The 21,076-nt window shown below is 69.1% G+C and carries 22 protein-coding genes; 18 read left to right on the plus strand and 4 right to left on the minus strand.

Annotated features, from left to right (window positions below):
* The first annotated feature begins 2 nt into the window (after window positions 1–2).
* Genes G9U51_RS06940 through manA form a run of 3 tightly spaced genes read left to right on the plus strand, consistent with a single transcriptional unit; the run spans window position 3 to window position 2,273 of the window.
* Window positions 3–320 (plus strand): DUF2516 family protein, encoded by a 318-nt coding sequence (locus G9U51_RS06940; protein WP_166195195.1) that lies wholly within the window; start codon window positions 3–5, stop codon window positions 318–320.
* Window positions 314–1,126, plus strand: coding sequence for an alpha/beta fold hydrolase (locus tag G9U51_RS06945; RefSeq protein ID WP_328823360.1), 813 nt, complete (start codon window positions 314–316; stop codon window positions 1,124–1,126). The genes G9U51_RS06940 and G9U51_RS06945 overlap by 7 nt, the downstream gene beginning before the upstream one ends.
* A 7-nt stretch (window positions 1,127–1,133) precedes the next feature.
* Complete coding sequence (manA, locus tag G9U51_RS06950; protein WP_166195197.1) at window positions 1,134–2,273, plus strand: mannose-6-phosphate isomerase, class I; 1,140 nt, start codon at window positions 1,134–1,136, stop codon at window positions 2,271–2,273.
* Window positions 2,274–2,475: 202 nt separating this feature from the next.
* Here manA and G9U51_RS06955 read toward each other — a convergent pair whose 3' ends face one another.
* Window positions 2,476–3,285, minus strand: a complete 810-nt coding sequence (locus tag G9U51_RS06955; RefSeq protein ID WP_166195200.1) for a class I SAM-dependent methyltransferase — start codon at window positions 3,283–3,285, stop codon at window positions 2,476–2,478.
* An 80-nt stretch (window positions 3,286–3,365) separates the two neighbouring features.
* On the opposite strand from G9U51_RS06955, the gene mshA reads away from it, so the two are divergent.
* Genes mshA through G9U51_RS06970 form a run of 3 tightly spaced genes read left to right on the plus strand, consistent with a single transcriptional unit; the run spans window position 3,366 to window position 5,886 of the window.
* Window positions 3,366–4,643, plus strand: a complete 1,278-nt coding sequence (mshA, locus tag G9U51_RS06960) for a D-inositol-3-phosphate glycosyltransferase (RefSeq protein WP_166195683.1) — start codon at window positions 3,366–3,368, stop codon at window positions 4,641–4,643.
* The gene (locus G9U51_RS06965) at window positions 4,643–5,131 is read left to right on the plus strand and encodes a type III secretion system chaperone family protein (protein WP_166195203.1); all 489 of its coding nucleotides are present in this window, start codon (window positions 4,643–4,645) and stop codon (window positions 5,129–5,131) included. Before mshA ends, G9U51_RS06965 begins: the two co-directional genes overlap by 1 nt.
* Before the next feature lie 11 nt (window positions 5,132–5,142).
* Entirely contained in the window at window positions 5,143–5,886 is a 744-nt protein-coding gene (locus G9U51_RS06970) for a phosphoglyceromutase (RefSeq protein WP_166195206.1), read from the plus strand.
* A gap of 52 nt (window positions 5,887–5,938) precedes the next feature.
* Here the strand turns inward: G9U51_RS06970 and phoU are convergent, their stop codons facing one another.
* A complete protein-coding gene (phoU, locus tag G9U51_RS06975) occupies window positions 5,939–6,607 on the minus strand; it encodes a phosphate signaling complex protein PhoU (protein ID WP_166195209.1) in 669 nt (222 codons plus the stop codon).
* A 227-nt stretch (window positions 6,608–6,834) separates the two neighbouring features.
* Here phoU and G9U51_RS06980 point away from each other — a divergent pair, with 227 nt between their 5' ends.
* Together G9U51_RS06980 and G9U51_RS06985 are read left to right on the plus strand one after the other, a co-directional pair.
* Window positions 6,835–8,010 (plus strand): sensor histidine kinase, encoded by a 1,176-nt coding sequence (locus G9U51_RS06980; RefSeq protein WP_166195211.1) that lies wholly within the window; start codon window positions 6,835–6,837, stop codon window positions 8,008–8,010.
* Window positions 8,007–8,690: a response regulator transcription factor gene (locus tag G9U51_RS06985; RefSeq protein ID WP_166195214.1), complete on the plus strand. Its 684-nt coding sequence runs from the start codon at window positions 8,007–8,009 to the stop codon at window positions 8,688–8,690. Before G9U51_RS06980 ends, G9U51_RS06985 begins: the two co-directional genes overlap by 4 nt.
* A gap of 4 nt (window positions 8,691–8,694) precedes the next feature.
* Here the strand turns inward: G9U51_RS06985 and G9U51_RS06990 are convergent, their stop codons facing one another.
* Window positions 8,695–9,231 carry a hypothetical protein gene (locus tag G9U51_RS06990; protein ID WP_166195218.1) on the minus strand — a complete coding sequence of 179 codons (537 nt, stop codon included), beginning with the start codon at window positions 9,229–9,231 and terminating at the stop codon, window positions 8,695–8,697.
* Between the two features lie 198 nt (window positions 9,232–9,429).
* Between G9U51_RS06990 and G9U51_RS06995 the strand changes: the two genes are divergently transcribed.
* The 3 genes from G9U51_RS06995 to ispF are packed head-to-tail and all read left to right on the plus strand — an operon-like array spanning window position 9,430 to window position 11,107.
* Window positions 9,430–9,912, plus strand: coding sequence for a CarD family transcriptional regulator (locus tag G9U51_RS06995; RefSeq protein ID WP_145225015.1), 483 nt, complete (start codon window positions 9,430–9,432; stop codon window positions 9,910–9,912).
* A gap of 41 nt (window positions 9,913–9,953) precedes the next feature.
* Window positions 9,954–10,631, plus strand: a complete 678-nt coding sequence (ispD, locus tag G9U51_RS07000) for a 2-C-methyl-D-erythritol 4-phosphate cytidylyltransferase (protein WP_166195221.1) — start codon at window positions 9,954–9,956, stop codon at window positions 10,629–10,631.
* The gene (gene ispF, locus G9U51_RS07005) at window positions 10,628–11,107 is read left to right on the plus strand and encodes a 2-C-methyl-D-erythritol 2,4-cyclodiphosphate synthase (protein ID WP_166195224.1); all 480 of its coding nucleotides are present in this window, start codon (window positions 10,628–10,630) and stop codon (window positions 11,105–11,107) included. Before ispD ends, ispF begins: the two co-directional genes overlap by 4 nt.
* Before the next feature lie 123 nt (window positions 11,108–11,230).
* Here the strand turns inward: ispF and G9U51_RS07010 are convergent, their stop codons facing one another.
* On the minus strand, window positions 11,231–13,285 hold the full coding sequence (locus G9U51_RS07010) for a glycogen debranching N-terminal domain-containing protein (protein WP_166195227.1): 2,055 nt from the start codon (window positions 13,283–13,285) through the stop codon (window positions 11,231–11,233).
* 167 nt (window positions 13,286–13,452) lie between these two features.
* Here G9U51_RS07010 and G9U51_RS07015 point away from each other — a divergent pair, with 167 nt between their 5' ends.
* From G9U51_RS07015 to cysS, 7 genes are all read left to right on the plus strand, one after another.
* A complete protein-coding gene (locus G9U51_RS07015) occupies window positions 13,453–14,520 on the plus strand; it encodes a LacI family DNA-binding transcriptional regulator (protein WP_166195229.1) in 1,068 nt (355 codons plus the stop codon).
* Window positions 14,517–15,779 carry a sugar ABC transporter substrate-binding protein gene (locus G9U51_RS07020; RefSeq protein WP_166195232.1) on the plus strand — a complete coding sequence of 421 codons (1,263 nt, stop codon included), beginning with the start codon at window positions 14,517–14,519 and terminating at the stop codon, window positions 15,777–15,779. Before G9U51_RS07015 ends, G9U51_RS07020 begins: the two co-directional genes overlap by 4 nt.
* A 99-nt stretch (window positions 15,780–15,878) precedes the next feature.
* Complete coding sequence (locus G9U51_RS07025) at window positions 15,879–16,973, plus strand: carbohydrate ABC transporter permease (RefSeq protein WP_235945655.1); 1,095 nt, start codon at window positions 15,879–15,881, stop codon at window positions 16,971–16,973.
* Window positions 16,970–17,827, plus strand: coding sequence for a carbohydrate ABC transporter permease (locus tag G9U51_RS07030; RefSeq protein ID WP_166195234.1), 858 nt, complete (start codon window positions 16,970–16,972; stop codon window positions 17,825–17,827). Before G9U51_RS07025 ends, G9U51_RS07030 begins: the two co-directional genes overlap by 4 nt.
* 66 nt (window positions 17,828–17,893) lie before the next feature.
* On the plus strand, window positions 17,894–18,988 hold the full coding sequence (locus G9U51_RS07035) for an S-(hydroxymethyl)mycothiol dehydrogenase (RefSeq protein ID WP_166195236.1): 1,095 nt from the start codon (window positions 17,894–17,896) through the stop codon (window positions 18,986–18,988).
* Window positions 18,985–19,599 carry an MBL fold metallo-hydrolase gene (locus G9U51_RS07040; RefSeq protein WP_166195239.1) on the plus strand — a complete coding sequence of 205 codons (615 nt, stop codon included), beginning with the start codon at window positions 18,985–18,987 and terminating at the stop codon, window positions 19,597–19,599. Before G9U51_RS07035 ends, G9U51_RS07040 begins: the two co-directional genes overlap by 4 nt.
* Window positions 19,600–19,639: 40 nt before the next feature.
* Window positions 19,640–21,073: a cysteine--tRNA ligase gene (gene cysS / locus G9U51_RS07045; RefSeq protein ID WP_166195242.1), complete on the plus strand. Its 1,434-nt coding sequence runs from the start codon at window positions 19,640–19,642 to the stop codon at window positions 21,071–21,073.
* The last annotated feature ends 3 nt before the right edge of the window (window positions 21,074–21,076 follow it).

Below are 21,076 nucleotides of genomic sequence, written 5' to 3' on the forward strand. Positions count from 1 at the left end.
CTATGACTGCATTGGCGACCGTCCAGGCCTGGGTTGCGCTGATCCTCGGGGTGCTGCTGCTCGGCATGTCCGCGTTCGCCGTCGTGGATGCGCTGCGGCACCGCGCCGACGCCTTCGTCGCAGCCGGCAAGCTCACCAAGCCGATCTGGCTCGGCATCAACGGTGTGTGCGCCGCGATCGCCCTGCTGATGCTCACGCAGAGCCCGCTCAGCATCTTCGGCATCATCGCCGCGGTCGGATCGGGCGTCTATCTCGCCGACGTGCGGCCCAAGCTGCGCGAGGTGGAAGGCAACCGCGGCCGCGGCAACACCCGGTGGTAGGCAGCACCTCGCGGCGCACGTCGCTGCTGCCGGTCCCCGGCGGTTATCTCGAATATCTCGTCACCGGCGCCGGTGCGCCGGTCACGATCTTCGCCCACGGCCTGGCCGGGTCGATCGACACCACCCGGCCGTTCGGCACCGCTGTCGGCGGGCAACAGGTCTACCTGCACTTCCGCGGCCACGGCGCCTCGAGTTCACCCGAGACACCGTGGACCTACGGCTACCTCGCCGACGAACTCGACGCGGTGGCCCGGCATACGGGAGCGACGCAGGCGCTCGGGGTGAGCATGGGCGCGGGCGCGATCTGCAACCTGATCGAGCGCGTCCCAGCCCGTTTCGACCGGATCGTGCTCGCCCTGCCCGCCGTCACCGACCACCCGCGCCGGGACGCCGCCCTCGAACGGCTGGTCGCGATGGCGACCCTGGCCGACGACCGCGACGTGGACGGGCTCGCCGAACAGTTGGTGCTCGAACAGCCGGCCGAGGTCCGGCATACCGCACCCGTGCAGCAGTGGTGCCGGGAGCAGGCGCGGCTGATCGTGCAGACCGATGTGTCACGGGCGCTGCGCTCGATCCCGCATCTCACCGCGCTGCAGTCCCTCGACTCGCTGCACCGCGTGCAGACACCGGTGCTGGTGATCGCTCAGGAGGACGATCCCGCGCATCCGGTGTGGGTCGGGCGAGAGCTGGCGGCCGCGCTGCCGAACGCTCGCCTGGAGGTGCTGCCGCCCGGTGGCATCATGTGGACCCACCGCGCCCGCGTGCGGTCGCTGGTGGGGGAATTCCTGACCACGCCGCATCGCTAGGGAGACCATGGATCGCCTGACGCCCCGCATCCGCGACTACGCCTGGGGTTCGCGCACCGCGCTCGCCGAGTTGACCGGCCGGCCCGGGCCGACCGACGCGCCGGAGGCCGAGCTGTGGATGGGCGCGCACGAGGGCGATCCGTCGGGGCTGTCGCGCGGCCGCGAAGAGACCACGCTGGACCGGATCATCGAGGCCGACCCCGACGGTGAGATCGGCGAGAACACCGCCGTGCAGTTCAACCGCCGGTTGCCGTTCCTGCTCAAGGTGCTCGCGCCTGAGCACGCGTTGTCGATCCAGGTGCATCCGTCGTCGGATGACCTGCTCACCGCCTTCCACGGCACCTATGCCGACCGCTGGCCCAAGCCGGAGGCCTGGCTGGCGGTCACGCCGTTCGAGGTCTTCGCCGGATCCCGGCCGTATGCCGAAGTCGTCGCCCTCGCGGATTTGCTTGGGGCGCAAGGGTTTTCGGCGTTGGTGCAGGCGGCGAGGTCGCAGTCTCGCCCGATGCACGCCCTGCTCTCGGCTCTCCTGCGGCTCGACGCGGACCGCGCAGGTGAGCTGGTCGCGCAGGTGTGCGAAGCGGCAGCCCGGCATACGGGAGACGAGACGGTCGCGGCGATGCTGCGGGTGGCCGAGGACTTCCCGGGGGACATCGGTCTGATCGTGCTGCTCACCATGCGCTATCGGGTGATGCAGCCGGGGGACTACCTCTTCGTCCCGGCCGGGGTGATGCACGCGGGCGTGCGCGGCGTCGTGGTGGAGATCCAGGCCAGCTCGGACAGCATCGTACGAGCAGGCCTGACCAGCAAGCGCATCGACGTCGCCGAGCTGTTGCGCATCGTCGACACCGACCGGTCGATGGTGCCCGAACGCGGCTCACGCGACGGCCGGGTGGTGAGCTTCCCGGTCGACGTGCCGTACTTCCAGCTGCATCAGGTGTTGCCCGGTGCGGAGCCGGTGGTGGTGCCGGGTGCGCACCGGCCGCGGATCGTGCTCGCGCTGCACGGTGAGGTGGTGCTCGACGACGGCGCCGACCAGCTGCGGCTCGCGTCGGGAGACTCGGCTTTCGTGCCCGCCTCGCAGGAACGGGTCACCTGCTCCGGTGACGGCACGGCCTATGTCGCCACCACCGGCCTCGCCCACTAACCCGCGAAACGTCAGTAGTTCCTCGCGAAACGTCACTAGTTCCTCGCGAAACGTCACTAGTTCCTCGCGAAACGTCAGTAGTTCCTCGCGAAACGTCACTAGTTCCTCGCGAAACGTCACTAGTTCCTCGCGAAACGTCACTAGTTCCTCGCGAGATTCGGCCGGTGGCATCTCGCGAGTTTTTACTGACGTTTCGCGAGACTTAAGTGACGTTTCGCGAGTTTTTACTGACGTTTCGGGTGGGGGCGATGGCGGACCAGTCGAGGGTGAGTTCGCCCAGGCGCCAACGCTTTTCGTCGCCACGCACCGGCCAGTCGGCACGCAAGGACCGCACCATCTGCAGCCACTGCTGCCGGCGGCCGTATGCCGAATGCGGGCTGGCTCGCCGCCAAGCGCTCGCCATCGCGTCGAGGAGGTCATGCACCGCTTCTCCGGGGACATTGCGGTGGATCAGTGCCTTCGGCAGCCGCTCGGCGATCACCGAGGGGTCCTCCAGACCACCCAGCCGCATCGACAGGGTCAGCGTCTGCGGCCCGTCGGCGGTCACCGCCACCCAGGTCGCGAGGCGGCCGATCTCGTCGCAGGTGCCATCGATGAACAGCCCAGCCGGTGTCAACCGCGACCGCACCAGGTCCCAGGCACCCCCCACCTGCGATTCGTCGTATTGCCGCAGCACGTTGAACGCGCGCACCACGTCGACCTGGCCGGGCACCGGGATCTCGAAACCACCGAGCGCGAAGGACAGCCCCGGCCGTGCCAATGGCGCAGCGGCCGCCACTCGGCCGGGGTCGATCTCGATGCCGATCACCTCGACCTGGGGACGCACCCGGCATACCCGGTCATGCAGTTCGAGGGCGGTGACCGGCGAGGCGCCATACCCGAGATCGACGATCACCGGCCGTTCGCGCAACCGCCAGGCCTGGGTCGCGAGCAGCCAACGGTCGCAGCGGCGCAGGCGGTTGGGATTGGTGGTGCCGCGGGTCACGGTGCCGACCGGTCGTTCGCGTCCCACGCGCCCAGGGTAGGGCGCCGGGTGCGAGACTGGCGGACGTGACCGACAGGACCGACGGCTGCCCGGTGCGGCGCGTGGCGATGATCAGCGTGCACACCTCGCCGCTGGACCAGCCCGGCACCGGCGATGCCGGTGGGCTCAATGTCTACGTGGTCGAGACAGCCAAGCGCCTCGGTGCGCGCGGGGTCGAGGTGGAGATCTTCACCCGCCGCACCTCCGCCAGCCTGGCCGAGACCGTCCAGCTCGCGCCTGGCGTGACCGTGCGCCATATCGACGCCGGCCCCTACGAAGGGCTGGCCAAGGAGGATCTGCCCGGCCAGTTGTGTGCTTTCGCGGCGGGCGTGATGCGGCATGTCGCCAGCCACCCCGAGGGTCACTACGACCTGGTCCACTCGCACTACTGGCTGTCCGGGCAGGTCGGCTGGCTCGCCACCGACCGCTGGAATGTCCCGCTCGTGCACACCATGCACACGATGGCCAAGGTCAAGAATCGCGCTCTGGCACAAGGGGATCGGCCCGAACCCACCGGCCGGGAGATCGGCGAGGAGCAGGTCGTCAAGGTGGCCAGCTGGCTGGTCGCCAATACCGACGACGAGGCTCGCGAACTCATCGAGCTGTATGCCGCCGACCCTCGCCGGGTGCGCGTCGTGCCGCCCGGTGTCGACCTGGCGGTGATGCGGCCGCAGAGCACCGACGACGCCCGGGATGCCCTTGGCCTGCCACGGGACGCGCAGGTGCTGCTCTTCGTCGGGCGGATCCAGCCGCTCAAGGCTCCGGATGTGCTCGTGCGCGCCGCCGCGGCGATGCTCGAGCGACGCCCCCAGCTGCGCGAGACCCTCGTCGTCGGCATCCTCGGTGGGCCGAGCGGCAGCGGTCTGGAGGCGCCGCGCAGCCTCCAGGCGCTCGCCCGCGAGCTCGGCGTGGCGGATGTGGTGCAGTTCGTCCCGCCGGTGTCGCGCCCCGAGCTCGCCCAGTGGTTCTCGGCAGCGGATCTGACTGTGGTGCCTTCACATTCGGAGAGTTTCGGCCTGGTGGCCCTGGAGTCGATGGCCTGCGGCACGCCCGTGGTCGCGGCCCATGTCGGCGGTCTGCCGACCGTGGTCGGTGACGCCGGCGTGCTGCTCGACTCGCACGATCCGGCGGTCTGGTCGGACGCCCTGCTCGACCTGCTCGACGACGAGGCGCGGCGAAAAGCGTTGTCCGACAAGGCGATTCAGCGGGCCAACAGGTTCAGCTGGGATGCCACCACCGACAAGCTGATGGCCGTCTACCGTCACGCGTGCCGACCCGAGGGCGAGCGGGCGGCATACGACCCCGGCCTCACGCTCGCTAGCGTCCCCACGGCGGTGATCCCCTGATGCGACAGCAGGTGTTGCAAACGATCCGAACGTTCTTGCAGGACAACGAGATCGAGCACGACGACGGGGTCAACGACGGTGAGATCGTCGTGACGCTGCCGGGGGATAAGAAGCTCAAGACCGTCGCCTCCCTCACCGTCGGTGAACGCGACCTCGTGACGACCGCGTTCGTGATCCGCAATCCGGACGAGCGGCACGAGCAGTTCTACCGATTCCTGCTGCAGCGCAACCTCAAACTGCCCGGCCTCGCCTACCGCATCGACACCTCGGGCGATGTCTACGTCACCGGCAGGGTCCCGCTCAAGGCGGTCGACGCGGCATACCTCGATCAACTCCTCGGCACCCTGCTCACGGCCTGCGACGAACCGTTCAACGACCTGCTCGCGATCGGCTTCCTCACCTCCATGCGCAAGGAGTGGGCCTGGCGGATCGACCGCGGCGAGTCGACCCGCAACCTCGAGGCCTTCCGTCACCTGCTCGAGTCCTAAACTCAGGCGCCATGACCTACACACTGGTGCTGCTGCGGCACGGCGAATCGGACTGGAACGCCAAGAACCTGTTCACCGGTTGGGTCGATGTCGACCTCACCGACAAGGGTCGCGAGGAGGCACGCCGCGGTGGCGAGCTGATCAAGGAGGCCGGGCTCACGCCGGATGTCGTGCACACCAGCCTGCTGCGCCGCGCGATCAGCACCGCCAACATCGCGCTGGACAAGGCCGACCGGCACTGGATCCCGGTCAAGCGCTCCTGGCGCCTCAACGAGCGGCACTACGGCGACCTGCAGGGCAAGGACAAGAAGGAAACCCTGGAGCAATACGGCGAGGAGCAGTTCATGACCTGGCGCCGTTCCTATGACACTCCGCCGCCGCCGATCTCACCGGACAACCAGTGGTCCCAGGCGGGCGACCCTCGCTATGCCGACCTCGGCGACCAGATGCCGGCGACCGAATGCCTCAAGGACGTCATCGAGCGCTTCCTGCCCTACTGGCAGTCCGAGATCGTGCCCGACCTGCAGGCCGGCAAGACGGTCCTCGTCGCGGCGCACGGCAACAGCCTGCGCGCGATGGTCAAGCATCTGGACGGCGTCTCCGACGACGACATCGTCGGCCTCAACATCCCGACCGGTATGCCGCTCGTCTACCGCCTCGACGACAACCTCACCCCCACGGTCAAGGGCGGGGAATATCTCGACCCGGAGGCCGCCAAGGCCGCGGCGGAGGCGGTCGCCAAGCAGGGCCGCTGACGGGTCGAAGCGCGCGGCCCCCTGCGGCGCGCGCTTCGCCCGTATGCCGGGGTCAGCGGGTCAGCAAGCCCTCGTCCTCGGTCCCGTAGTAGCCGGTGACCAGGTAGACGATGCGGTTGGCCACGGCCACCGCGTGGTCGCCGAAGCGCTCGAAGTAGCGTGACAGCAGGGTCACGTCCACGGCGGCCTCGGTGCCGTGGGTCCAGTGCTCGTCGACGAGCGCGGCGAACATCTGCCGGTGCAGTTCGTCCATCCGGTCGTCCTCCTTGGCGATCTGCACCGCCGCGTGGACGTCCTTCTGCGAGATGGCCTGGCCGGTCATCGCGACGAGTTCGCGGGCGACCTCGGACATCTGCAGCACGGTGTCGCGCACTGCGTCCGGGACCGCACTTTGCGGGTAGCGCATCCGGGCGACCTTGGCGATATGCCGGGCGAGGTCGCCCATCCGCTCGATGTCGGAGGCCATGTGCATCGCGGTGACGACCATCCGCAGGTCGGTGGCGACCGGCTGCTGGCGGGCGAGCAGGTCGACGGCCTGGTCGTCGACATCGCGGCGCAACGCGTCGATGTCGTCGTCGGAGGCGATCACGCTCTCGGCCGCGCTGAGGTCGGCGCCGAGCAGGGCGTCGGTCGCCCGCGCGATGGCGGTGCCGACCATCCGCGTCATCTCCTCCAGTTGGTCGGAGACGTGGTCGAGAGAGTCGTGGAATGCGTCACGCATCGAGGCGTCCTTGGGTTGAGCCGGCTGGCGGTCGGTCGCGCCCGCGTCCGCCCCCAATGAGCGGACCCGCGCGCGTGCGACATCATCGCACCCGGGCGTGGGTACTTCGAGAGATTCGCAGCGCGCGATGAACGACCCTTGGCCGCGAGGTGAACAGCGGGCAACCCCCGTGCTGCGTGCTCACGACGGTGCTGGAGCACTCGCGGCGTCCGCGTACATTTGGGCGCGTGTTCGTGGCAATCGCAGCGCTCGCCGGCCTGGCGTGCGGTCTGCTGGTCGGCTGGTGGCTGACCCGGCGCGGCGCTACGTCCACCGGTGCGGAGACCTCGAGTCTGGCCGCCGAGCCGGTGTCGCCGGAGGTCGCCGATGTGCTCGATGCGCTGCGCTCGGTGTCGGTTGTCGTGGACGCCTCGGACCGGGTGGTGCGCTCCTCGCCCGCAGCGACCTCGCTGGGGATCGTGCGCGGCACCGAGCTGGTGCATGACCAGGTCCGGCTGCTGGTGCGCCAGGTGCGCCGCGAACAGGATCTGCGCGAGGTCGAGCTCGAGGTCGCCCGCGGCCCGGTCGGCGAGGGCCGGTTGACGCTCGGCGTGCGGGTCAACCCGCTGAGCGATGACCGGGTGCTGGTGCTGATCGATGACCGGTCGCACTCGCGCCGGGTGGAGGAGACCCGCCGCGACTTCGTGGTCAACGTCAGCCACGAACTCAAGACCCCCGTCGGCGGGCTGACGCTGCTCGCCGAGGCGATGGACGACGCGCGCGACGACCCGGAGGCGGTGCACCGGTTTGCCGGCCGGATGCAGTCGGAGACCGCGCGCCTCGCCCGGCTGGTGCAGGAGATCGTCGAACTGTCCCGGCTGCAGGTGGCCGACACCCTCGATGAGCCGGTGCTCGTCGACGTGGACGCCTGCGTCGACGACGCCGCCGAGCACCTGCGCACCGTGGCGGAGGCGGCCCGGATCCAGGTCATCGTCACGCACGCCTCCGGCGGGCGTCCGGCCGAGATCTGGGGTGACCGCAACCTGGTGACGACCGCGGTGCGCAATCTGATCGAGAACGCCATCAACTACTCCGGGCCCGGCACCCGCGTCACGGTCACCGTGCAGGCCGACGGCGATCTGGTCGCTGTCGTCGTCAAGGACCAGGGGCACGGCATACCGGCCGGTGAACTCGACCGGATCTTCGAACGCTTCTACCGCGTCGATCCGGCCCGCTCGCGGCGCACCGGCGGCACCGGCCTCGGCCTGGCCATCGTCAAGCACATCTGCGCCAACCACGGCGGGGAGGTGAGCGTGTGGTCCGAGGAGGGCCAGGGGTCGACGTTCACCATCCGCCTCCCCTCAGCCCGGCCGGATTCCTCGGCCGTCACCGCACCGGTCACCCCCAGGAAGGTTGTTCCATGACGCGCATCCTCGTGGTCGAGGACGAGCCCTCGATCTCGGACCCGCTCACCTACCTGCTCGGCAAGGAGGGGTATGACGTGGCGCTCGCTGAGACCGGCCCCGACGCACTGGCCGAATTCGATCGGTCCGGTGCCGACCTGGTGCTGCTCGACCTGATGCTGCCGGGCATGTCCGGGGTCGATGTCTGTCGCACGCTGCGCCAGAAGGCGACCACGCCGATCATCATGCTGACCGCAAAGGACAGCGAGGTGGACAAGGTCGTCGGCCTGGAGATGGGTGCCGACGATTACGTCACCAAGCCCTACTCCTCGCGCGAGTTGCTGGCCCGCATCAAGGCGGTGCTGCGCCGGGGTCAGGACCAGGACGAGTTGTTGCCGGCGACGCTGGACAGTGGTCCGGTGCGGATGGACGTGGACCGGCATACGGTCACCGTGTCCGGAGTGCCGATTCAGTTGCCGCTCAAGGAGTTCGAGCTGTTGGAGTTGCTGCTGCGCAACACCGGGCGGGTGCTCACCCGCGGTCAGCTGATCGACCGGGTCTGGGGCAGCGATTATGTCGGCGACACCAAGACGCTCGATGTGCACATCAAGCGGCTGCGCGCGAAGGTCGAACCGGACCCCGGCAACCCGCAGTTCATCGTCACCGTGCGGGGACTGGGGTACAAATTCGAGGCGAGCTGACCGCTCAGCCTTCCTTGCCACCTTCGGCGCTGCTCGACTGCCCGCTCGGGGTGGCGGTGCCATAGGGCGGCTGGTCCAGCAGCACCGGGACGCCGACCGGGTTGCTGCTGCCCGAGGAGGTGATGGTGAAGGTGATCGTCATCTCCTTGCCGGGGACAACCGGGACCTTGGCGACGGACACGGCCGGCACGGTGGCGGTGTCGTTGCCATTGGTCTTGCCGTCGAGGCGCACCGAGGTCATCGCCGGGACGGTCAGCGTGGTGGCCGCACCGCCCTGCGGCTGGACCTTCAGCTGCACCGGCTTGTTGCTGGTGTTGGTGGCCAGGCCCTGCAGCTTGCCGTCGGCTCCCTTGCCGGAGGTCACCACCAGCACATTGGTGAGTTGCACCGGCCCGACGGAGGCGATATTGCCGTCGGCGGGGATATACGGCTTGGTCGTCTGCTGCGGTGAGAAATACATGCATCCGCTCAGGCCGGTCGCGGCGACGGCGGCGAGAGCGACGGCGGGCAGCGGCGAGCGGCGCAGGCGGGATCGATTCACGAGCGGCATCGTACCGGGGCCCTGCGGTGCCGCTCGGTCGAGGTCAGCTGGTCGATAAGACCGCCCGCGCGAAGCACGCACAAGGCGGCTTGTCAACCCCTCGTAGGCACCCTGATCTGCCCGCTGACCTGCAGAAACGATTCGAGTGACCCCCGCCACTCGTGGTATTCTGGGGGTCGCGAAAGGGGCATATCACATATGGTTTTCAAGGTCGGCGAGACCGTCGTTTACCCCCACCACGGTGCGGCGCTCATCGAAGAAATCAAGGTCCGCAAGATCAAGGGAGAGGACAAGCAGTACCTCGTCTTGAAGGTTGCCCAGGGCGATCTGACCATCGAAGTTCCCGCGGAGAACTGCGATCTGGTCGGCGTCCGCGACGTGGTCGGCAAGGAGGGTCTGGACCGCGTCTTCGAGGTGCTGCGTGCGGACCACACCGAAGAGCCGACCAACTGGTCGCGCCGTTACAAGGCCAACCTGGAGAAGCTCGCGTCCGGTGACGTGATCAAGGTCGCCGAGGTCGTGCGCGACCTGTGGCGCCGTGACCAGGACCGCGGCCTGTCCGCCGGCGAAAAGCGGATGCTGGCCAAGGCGCGCCAGATCCTCGTCTCCGAGCTGGCCCTGGCCGAGCACACCAATGAGGACAAGGCCGAGGCGACCCTCGACGAGGTCCTCGCATCCTGACACCACCCGTCAACGACAACGCCCACGACAGCTCGGCTGCCGTGGGCGTCGCCGTTGGGGTGGTCGTCGTCGCGGCCGGTCTGGGCACGCGCCTGGGAGCCGGTATGCCGAAAGCCCTCGTCACCGTCTGCGGTGAACCGCTGGTGCGGCACGCAGTCCGGCGCGCTCTGGCTGCGCGCGACGTGGCCGACCTGGTCGTGGTGTTCCCGCCGATGCATCGCGAGGACTTCGAGGCCGCCCTCGCTGGCATCGACGGGGTCCGGCTGGTCGAGGGCGGCGCCGAACGCACCGACTCGGTCGCCGCCGGTCTGCGCACGCTGTCGCCCGACGCCCAGGTCGTGCTGGTGCACGACGCGGCCCGGGCCTTCGCCCCGGCCGCACTCTTCGACACGGTCGCCGCGGCGGTCACGGCCGGTGCGGACGCGGCCGTCCCCGGCATACCTCTGGTGGACACGGTCAAGCAGGTCGACGCGAGCGGCGTCGTCGTCGCGACCCCGAACCGCGCGAGCCTGCGCGCGGTGCAAACGCCGCAGGGGTTCACCCGCGAGGCGCTCGAGCGGGCGCACGCGGGTGGCCGGCACGCGACCGACGACGCCGCGCTGGTCGAGGCCGACGGTGGGCGCGTCGTCGTCGTCGACGGCAACCCAGCAGCTCTCAAAGTGACGACTCCCGCCGACCTGGACATCATCCAGCGGCTGTGCTCGAGGAGTGGTGAATGACGTTGCCCCGCACCGGCATCGGTGTCGACGTGCATCGGTATGCCGGCGATGACCGGCCGCTCTTCCTCGCCTGCCTGCAGTGGCCGGGGGAGCGTGGCATCGAGGGTCATTCCGACGGTGACGTCGCCGCCCACGCCGCCTGTGACGCGCTGTTGTCGGCGGCTGGACTGGGGGACCTCGGCACGCAGTTCGGGGTGGACCGGCCACAGCTGAAGGGTGCCTCCGGCGCCGCGATGCTGGCCGATGTGCTGATAACGCTGACCGACGCCGGCTTCGCGATCGGCAACCTCGCGGTGCAGATCATCGGCAACCGGCCCAAGTTCGCGGACCGCCGCGAGGAGGCGCAGGCCGCGATGTCGGCGGCGCTCGGCGGGGCACCGGTCTCGCTGTCGGCGACCACGACCGACGGGCTCGGCCTCACCGGCCGCGGCGAGGGAATCGCCGCCATCGCGACCACGCTGGTCATCCGTGGGTAGACGGAAGTGTCTCCACCGGTTGGCCGCAGCGAGAACCACTGACGTTTCGCGGAGAACTACTGACGTTTCGCGGAGAACTACTGACGTTTCGCGGAGAACTACTGACGTTTCGCGGAGGGCTGGTCAGGCGCGCTCGATGCGCCACCCGTCGGGCAGGCCGTCCACGGAGGCGGACCCGTCGCGCTCGACCCGGATCGTCACCGGCTGACCGGCGACCCGCACACCCGACAGCGTCAGCGCGCCGAATGGCCCCACGCCGGGCCGCAGCGTCAGCACCTTCGAGCGCGCATCGCAGCGCAACCCCAGCGCCGCGGTGAGCATCGCGATCGTCGCGGCCGCCGACCAGGCCTGCGGGCGGCAGGACGCCGGATAGGGCACCGGCCGCCCCAGCACGCCACCGTCGCCATGCAACTCGGGGGAGCGGTAACCGAAATATGCCGTCGCCTCCAGCATCGACCGGGTGACCGCAGCCACCTCGTCGTGCAGCCCCTCGGCTGCCAAGCCGAGCGCGCAGATGCCCGTGTCGTGGATCCAGACCGAGCCGGTGTGATAGCCGATCGGGTTGAAACCGCCGTTGTCGCTGGCGAAGGTGCGGATGCCGGACGGGCTGAGCATCGTGGGGTCCATCAGCACGTCGGCGACCCGTCGCGCCTCGTCCGCGGTGTAGCTGCCGGTGCCCAGGGCATGGCCCATATTGGAGGCGACGCCGGTCACCGGCTCGCCCTGCCCGTCGATGGCGATCGCCGGCCAGCTGCGGTCCACATCGCTCACCCAGAACCGCTCGCGCACGGCCGCGGTGAGGGCGTCGGCTTGTGACTCGGCCGCGTCGATCAGCTCGGCGTCGGCGTCCGTGCCGAGCGAGCGCAGGATGCGCGCGCCCGCCCGGTCGGCGAGGACGGCATACGCCTGGGCTTCGAGCAGCGCGATCGGCGCTTCGGCGATCGTCCCGTCCCGGAACCGGATCGAGTCGCCGGAGTCCTTCCAGCCCTGGTTGACCAGCCCGGTGCCGCTGTCGTCGATGTACTTGATCAGCCCGTCCCCGTCGGGAGCGGCGTATGCCGTGAGCCAGCGAAGCGCCGCACGCAGCGCCGGCAGCAGTTCGCGGGCATCGTCTGCACGCAGGCCCCAGGCGAGTGCGTCGTCGAGCAGGCACACCCATAGGGCGGTGGCGTCGACCGTGCCGTAGTAGACCGTCGGCAGCGAGCCGGCCGGTCCGGCGTCGCGGCGCACCTCGTGCGGGATCTTGCCGGGCTGCTCGGCGGTCGCGAGGTCCACCCGGGTGCCCTGACGGCGGGCAAGGGTGCGCAGCGTGCCGAGCGCGAGATCGGTGCCGAGCGGCAGCAACATGCGCGCGGCCCAGATCGAGTCGCGGCCGAAAAGCGTGAGATACCAAGGGGTTCCGGCGCCGAGGAAGCAGTCTTCGGGCGCGAGCGGGTCGGTCAGGGCGAGATGAGCGACATCGCTCAGCGCGGCCTGCACCGCGAGCGGGACACGTGGGTCATCGGCGCTCACCGTGCACTCCAGAGCGAGTCGCGCGGCGCCCGCGTCGGCGTCGAGCTTGGAGGGGCGGGTGCGCTCGCCGGTGATCTGCAGAGCCACCTGGGTCTCGGTGCCGGGCGCGAGGTCGATCGGGAACTGCGCGACCACGGTGCCGCGGTCGTCCCGCGCGAGGTGGCTCGGGCTCACCGACCAGCTTGCGATATTGGCCAGCCGTCCGGTCGTCCACCGCACGGTGCCGCCCTCGATCGTCATGGGCACGGGCAACCCCGCGGGCTCGCCGTGCTTGACCGCGGCGATATCGGCGCCGTCGGCGGCGAGTTCGAACCGCAGGGTCGCCGTCACCGGCAGCGCTGCCCGGGAGCGCACGGTGACGGTCTCGGTCAGGGTCGGTGCGGTGAGTTCGCGCCGCCGGTGCACCTCGACGCTCGGGTCGGCGCCCCGGTCGCCGAGGCCGCGCGCGGAACCGAAGAACTCCGAGACATTGCCCTGGCTGGCGGTGGCGACCTGGCTCACCCCACCGTCGATGTCGATGACCAGCCGGTCCAGGATGCGCACGTCATCGAGATAGACACCGTGGGCGCCCTCGGCGATGGTCCCGTCGTCGGCCGACAGCGTGGTGAGCGGACCGTCGACCGCGATCGCGAGGTGATGGAGCCAGGGTTGCTGCGGGTCGGTCATCCTCGGCTCCATCCGTCGTTGCGGTCAGCGCTGGCCATGGTTCAGCCTCCAGGACCGATCGTGACCAGTGGGTCGCCGGATCGGCCGAATCGCTTGACACCTCCTGTGCCGTGAGTCACATTAGGCGAGTCCATATGAACGTTCAAATCACGCGTAAGGATTGATCGATGCCCGGAACCCGCGGCTCGCACCGCGTGACGATCGTGGACGTCGCGCGCGCTGCCGGCGTCTCGCGCCAGACCGTGAGCAACGTCATCAACTACCCCGACCGGGTGGCGCCCGCGACGCTGGCGACCGTCGAGCGGCATATCGCCGAACTCGGCTTCCACCCCTCCCGCGCGGCGAGTCTGCTGCGCCGCGAGACCGCGGGTGCCTGGGGCTTCGAGCTCGACACGCTCGGCACCCGGCGCCTGGGCAACATCCTGGACAGCTTCGTGGTCGAGCTCACCGCCCGGGCCGCCGTCACCGGCGCGCACATCATGCCCTTCGTCGCCAGCCCGTCGATGTCGGTCACCGACTATCGCGACCTGCTCGCCGGCCGCCATGTCGACGGCTTCGTCATCGCCAACACCGCGCACGGCGACCCGCGCCCCGCGTGGCTGGTCGAGCAGGGCGTGCCGTTCGCCGCCTTCGGCCGGATCTGGGACGACCCGACGATCGAGCGGTATGCCGATGTCGACGGCGGGGCCGGGGTGCGCGCCGCGGTCCGCCACCTCAAGCAGGGCGGCTACGGCACCATCGGCTTCCTCGGCTGGCCCACCGGCTCGCCGGTCGGTGACGACCGGCGCAGGGGCTGGCTGACCGAGAGCGGAGGCGGACCGGAAGCCACGGCATACCAGGAGATCGACTCGGCGGCCCGCGTCGCGGTCGACCTGGTGCGGCAGGTCGGCAAGGGCGGCGCGATCGTGTGTGCCTCCGATGTGCTGGCGGCCGGTGTCTGGCGGCATCTGACCGAGATCGGCCTGGTGGCCGGTCGCGATATCGGATTGGTCGGTTTCGATGACACCGACCTCGCCGAGACGATCGGCCTCACGTCGCTGTCGCAGCCGCTCGCCGCCGTGGCCGACCACGTGCTCGCGCTGCTCGCCGACGAACCGGTGGGTGCCGCTCTGCTCACCCCCGAGCTGGTCGTCCGCACCAGCTCCATCCCCCAAGAACCGCAGGTCAGCTCGTTCGACCTGCCTCGCTCACCGGATCCCGCCGGGTCCGATCAACACCCTGGAGGCACAGCATGACCGCTCCCCGCACCGTTCGCCGGGCCGTGACGATGTCCGTCGCGAGCCTCGGCGTCTTCACCCTTGCCGCCTGCGGGGGTGGCGGCGGTTTCACCAGTGGCTCGGCGCCGAGCCAGAACACCAAGACCGCCGGCGGCGTGAAGCTCACCATGATGATCGGCAGCTCCGGCCCGGCCGAGACCAAGGCCGTGCAGGACGCCACCGCCGCCTGGGGCAAGTCGAGCGGCAACACCGTCAACGTCGTCGCCGCCTCCAACCTTGACCAGCAGCTCGGTCAGGGCTTCGCCGGTGCCAACCCGCCCGACGTGTTCTATGTCGACGCCTCCAAGATCGGCACCTACGCCAAGGCGGGCTATCTCTTCCCCTATGGCGACCAGCTCGACAAGAGCACCTTCGAGGACTCGCTGGTGCAGGCGTTCAGCTATCAGGGCAAGTTCTACTGCGCGCCGAAGGACTCGTCCACGCTCGCGCTGCAGATCAACACCGACCTGTGGAAGGCCGCCGGCCTCACCGACAAGGACTACCCCACCACCTGGGCGCAGCTGGAGACGGTGGCCAAGAAGCTCACCAAGGGCAATGTCACCGGGCTGGTGATCGGCAACGACCACAACCGCGGCGGCGCCTTCATGGTGCAGGCCGGCGGCTGGCTGCAGTCGGGCGGCAAGATCACCGCCACCGACCCCGGCAACGTCAAGGGTCTGCAGGAAGTGCAAAAGCTGATGCAGGCCGGGGTGCTGAAGTACAACACCCAGACCAAGCCCTCCACCGGCTGGGGCGGTGAGGCCCTCGGCAAGAAGGTCGCCGCGATGACCATCGAGGGCAACTGGATCGCCGGCGGCATGAAGGACTTCCCGGGCGTGAAGTACAAGACCGTCGAGCTGCCCGCCGGCCCGGCCGGCAAGGGCTCGCTGATGTTCTCCAACTGCTGGGGCATCGCCGCCAAGTCCAAGAACCAGGCCGCGGCCGTCGCGCTGGTCAAGCAGCTGATCACCCCCGACCAGCAGATGAAGTTCGCCGCCGACTTCGGGGTGATGCCCTCGACCAAGCAGGGCCTGACCCAGTTCGAGCAGAAGTACCCCGATCAGGCCGCGTTCGTGAAGGCGGCGGCATACGCCAAGCCGCCGATCAACCTGCCGGGGCTGACCCAGGCGACCACCAGCTTCGACTCGGCGATCGGAGCCATGACGCCGCAGACGGATGCCACCAAGCTGCTGCAGGCCTTCCAGAAGAACGCCGACGCGGCCGCGTCCGGCAACTGAGCGGTTCACCGCTCCCGCTGACCGCCCGCGGGTGACTGGCGCACCCCGGTCACCCGCGGGCAACCACTGGCATCGCCTCGTCGAGGAAGGAGTGCGCCGATGTTCAAGCGGCGTTCGTCGCTGCGCGGACCGGAGGGCCTTTATGGCTGGCTCTTCACCGCTCCGATGATCATCATCCTTGGGTTGTTTCTCTTCGCCCCGATCCTGATGGCGCTCTACGTGAGCTTCACCAACTGGAACGGCAACGGCAGCCCGTTCGTGGCCGGCCCGAACGCGCAGTTCGTCGGCACCAAGAATTACACCGACCTGTTCACCCGGGACGGCCTGACGCGCACCGCCTTCATGCAGTCGATCAGCAACATCTTTTATTACGTGCTGCTGGTCGTGCCGATCCAGACGGTGATCGCGCTGCTGCTCGCCTTGCTCGTCAACTCGCGCGCGCTGAAGGCCAAGGGCTTCTTCCGCACCGCGTTCTACTTCCCGTCGGTGACGAGCGCGGTCGCCATCTCGACGGTGTTCCTGTTCATCTTCGGCAACAGCGGTGCGGTCAACGCCTTCCTCGGCTGGTTCGGCATCAACGGCCCGCAGTGGTTCAACGACGGTCGCGGCCTGCTCAATATGCTGCTCAGTGCGATCGGGCTGGACGGGTCCAAGGCCGGCTGGGGCCAGCACGAAGTCCTCGGCCAGACTGTGTGGCAATGGCTTTCGGGCCCATCGGTCGCGATGACGGTCGTGATCATCCTGGTCATCTGGACCACCTCGGGCACCTTCATGCTGATGTTCCTCGCCGCCCTGCAGGATGTGCCGCCGGAAGTCGACGAGGCCGCCGCGCTCGACGGCGCGACCGGCCTGCGCAAGCTGCTCACCGTGACCCTGCCGATGATCAAGCCGACGCTGTTCATGGTGCTCACGCTCGGCCTGATCGGCTCGTGGCAGGTCTTCGACCAGATCTACGTCATGGGCAAGGGCAACCCCAATGGCACCACGCTCAGCCCGGCCTTCCTCTCCTATCAGACCGGCTTCGCCGACCTGCGGTATGGCGTCGGTGCCGCCATGTCCTTCATCCTCTTCCTCATCATCATCGTGTGCACCATGCTGCAGCGATTCCTGTTGCGGGACAAGGACGTTCGCCGGTCGAGGCGGCGGCAGCCGGCCGTTGCTCTCGCCGACCAGCCGGCGGGGGTGACCAAATGAGCACGCGGGTCAGCCCGATCACCCGGATCTGCGTCTATCTGGCCCTGGTGGCCTTCGCGGTGTTGTTCATCTACCCCTTCTTCGTGCAGATCGCGACGAGCTTCAAGACCGACGCCGACGCGACGAACAACCCGTTGTCGCTCATCCCCAACCCGTTCAGCATGGCCGCGTGGCGCTCGATGTTCGACCCGAGCGCTGCCGCGCATGTGCCGATGACGACCTGGTTGTTCAACTCGGTGCTCGTCGCCTCGGTGGTCACCGTGAGCCGGGTGTTCTTCGACAGCCTCGCGGGATATGCGTTGTCCCGCTTGCGTTTTCCCGGCCGCGGCCTGGTCTTCGCGCTCGTCGTCGGGATCATGGCGGTGCCGGGTGTGGCACTGCTCATCCCGAAGTTTCTGATGGTCAACTACCTCGGGATCTACAACACCTATGCCGCGATGATCATGCCGTTGATGATCGACGCCGCCGGCGTCTTCATCATGAAGCAGTTCTTCGACTCGGTGCCGGTGTCGATCGAGGAAGCGGCCCGGATGGACGGCGCCGGCATCTTTCGCACCTTCTGGTCGGTGGTGCTGCCGATGGCCCGGCCAGCCCTCATCACGCTGACCATCCTGTCCTTCCAGGGCTCGTGGAACGAGTTCACGCACTACCTGGTCGTGACCGATGGCACCACCGGTCACCAGACGCTGGTGACCGGCCTGGCGAGCCTGGCGAGCGGCCAGCTCGGCGCCGGCACGCAATACCCGCTCAAGCTCGGTGCGGCGCTGCTGACGACGATCCCGGTCGCGGTGCTCTTCTTCATCTTCCAGCGCTACTTCGTGCGCGGCGCCAACGAGGGTGCCGAGAAGGGCTGATGCGCTGGGAAAACCTGCGGGTGAGAGTCTGGGGCTGAAGCACTCGTCACCGCCCGAAGGAGAACCATGCCCCAGACCGTCAAGGCCGTCATCGCGCGCAGCAAGGGCGCCGACGTCGAACTCGTCGACATCGTCGTGCCCGATCCCGGACCGGGGGAGGCGGTCGTCGCGGTGCAGGCCTGCGGTGTCTGCCACACCGACCTGCACTATCGCGAGGGCGGCATCACCGACGACTTCCCGTTCCTGCTCGGTCACGAGGCGGCCGGCGTCGTGGAGTCGGTCGGTGACGGCGTCACCAATGTTGCGCCCGGCGACTTCGTCATCCTCAACTGGCGCGCGGTCTGCGGCGAATGCCGAGCCTGCAAGAAGGGTGTGCCGTGGTACTGCTTCGCCACGCACAACGCCACCCAGAAGATGACCCTCGAGGACGGCACCGAGCTCACCCCGGCTCTTGGCATCGGCGCCTTCGCCGAGAAGACCCTGGTCGCCGCGGGTCAGTGCACCAAGGTCGAGCAGGCCGACCCGGCCGCGGTCGGGTTGCTGGGCTGCGGAGTGATGGCCGGCTTCGGCGCGGCGGTGAACACCGGCGCGATCCAGCGCGGCGAGTCGATCGCCGTGATCGGCTGCGGCGGGGTCGGTGACGCGGCGATCGCGGGCGCGCATGTTGCCGGCGCGACGACGATCATCGCGGTCGACGTGGACGACGCGAAGCTGGAGACCGCCAAGAAGTTCGGCGCCACGCACACGATCAACTCCCGCACCGAGGACGTGGTGGCGAAGGTCAAGGAGTTGACTGGCGGCTTCGGCGCCGATGTCGTGGTCGAGGCGGTCGGCCGCCCGGAGACCTACGAGCAGGCCTTCTTCGCCCGCGACCTCGCCGGCCGCGTCGTGCTGGTCGGCGTGCCGTCGCCGGGGGCGACGGTCGAGTTGCCGCTCATCGAGATCTTCGGCCGCGGCGGTTCGCTGAAGTCCAGTTGGTATGGCGACTGCCTGCCCAGCCGGGACTTCCCCATGCTCGTCGACCTCTACCGGCAGGGGCGTTTCGACCTGGACGCCTTCGTCTCCGAGCGGATCGGCCTCGGCGATGTGGAGGCGGCGTTCGACAAGATGCGCGAGGGCGCGGTGCTGCGCTCGGTCGTGGAGCTGGAGGCCGCCAAGTGAGCGGCGACCTGCGCCTCGACAAGGTCGTCACCGCGGGCACCTTCAGCCTGGACGGTGGCGTCTGGGAGGTCGACAACAATGTCTGGATCGTCGGCGACGACGACAGCTGTGTGGTCATCGACGCGGCGCACGACGCCGAGCCGATCCTGCAGGCGATCGGGGACCGCCGGGTCACGGCGATCCTGCTGACCCACGCCCACGACGACCACATTGGCGCGGTGCGCGAACTGCGCGAGGCGACCGGAGCCCCGGCATACCTCCACCCGGAGGACCGGGTGCTGTGGGAGATGACCTATCCCGACGAGACGCCGGACGAAGACCTCGTCAACGGTCAGCAGATCCCGGTGGCCGGGTCGGTGCTTCGGGTGCTCCACACGCCGGGGCATGCGCCGGGGGCGTGCTGTTTCGTCAGCGACGACCTCGGTTGTGTCTTCACCGGCGACACCCTCTTCCAGGGCGGACCGGGCGCGACCGGCCGGTCGTTCAGCGACGAGGACACCATCCTGGACTCAATTCGCACCCGGCTGTTCGCGCTGCCGGGGCAGACGGTCGTGCACACCGGCCACGGTGACGACACCACCATCGCGGCCGAGAAGGCAGCGCTCAGCTGACTGGTCGGGGGCGGTGCTGCCTGGCCGATAAACTCGGCGGGTGACTCTGCACCTGTACGACAGCGCCACTCGTGAGCTGCGGCCGTTCGCACCGCTGCACCCCGGCAAGGTCGGCATGTACATCTGCGGGCTCACCACCCAGGGCGCGCCGCACCTCGGCCACGTGCGCTTCACCGTGGCCTTCGACATCCTGCGCCGCTGGCTGACGATCGGCCACGGCTACGACGTCGACCTGGTGCGCAATGTCACCGACATCGACGACAAGATCCTCGACAAGTCGGCCGAGGCGGGCGTGCCGTGGCAGGAGTGGGCCTACCGCTTCGAGCGCGAGACCTCCGATGCCCTCGACGCGCTTGGCGTGCAGCGGCCCTCCTACGAGCCGCGCGCGACCGGTCACGTGCCGGACATGATCGAGCTGATGGACACCCTGATCGCCAAGGGGCATGCCTATCCCGCGCCGGACGGCAGCGGTGATGTCTACTTCGACGTGCGGTCGTGGCCGGCATACGGCGAGCTCACCCGGCAGAAGATCGAGGACATGGAGGCGGCGCCCGACGCCGACCCGCGCGGCAAGCACGACCCGCGCGACTTCGCGCTCTGGAAGGGGCACAAGGCCGGCGAGCCGGAGACCGCGAGCTGGCCGACGCCCTACGGTCACGGCCGCCCGGGCTGGCATCTGGAATGCTCGGCGATGGCCCGCCGCTGGCTCGGCGACGAGTTCGACATCCACGGCGGCGGCCTGGACCTGCGGTTCCCGCACCACGAGAACGAGCTCGCGCAGTCGCGGGCGGCCGGGCTGGGCTTCGCGCGCTACTGGATGCACAACGGCCTGCTCACCATCGGCGGCGAGAAGATGAGCAAGTCGATCGGCAACACCCTGGCGGTGAGCGAGGTGATCAAGCAGCACCGCCCGCTCGCGGTCCGTTACTACCTGAGCGCCGTGCACTACCGCGCCCAGCTCGACTATCACGAGGGCTCGCTCGTCGAGGCCGGCGCCGCCGTCGACCGGATCGAGGGCTTCCTGCATCGCGTCCTCGGGCCGGCACCCGAGCTCGGGCCGGTGCGGGTGGACGACCTGCCGCCGGCCTTCGCCGACGCCATGGACGACGACGTCAATGTCTCCGGCGCACTCGCGGTCGTCTTCGACACCATCCGCGAGGGCAATAGCGCGTATGACGACGGCGACGACGCCCGCGCCGAGGAGGCCGCCCGCCAGGTGGTCGCCATGACCGAGGTGCTCGGCATCAATCCCTATGACCCGCAATGGAATTCATCCGGAAGTTCGCGCTCGGACGAGGCCCTGGACGCGGTCATCGGGATCCTGCTCGACACCCGCAAGCAGGCGAGGGCGGCCCGTGATTTCGCGACCGCCGACGCCATCCGTGACCAGCTGACCGCCGCCGGCATCGCCGTCGAGGACACGCCTGACGGCGCCCGCTGGTCGCTGTCGGCTCCCACCGAACCGAAGGACTGATCA

Source organism: Metallococcus carri (assembly GCF_011440275.1).
Taxonomy (GTDB): Bacteria; Actinomycetota; Actinomycetes; order Actinomycetales; family Dermatophilaceae; genus Metallococcus; species Metallococcus carri.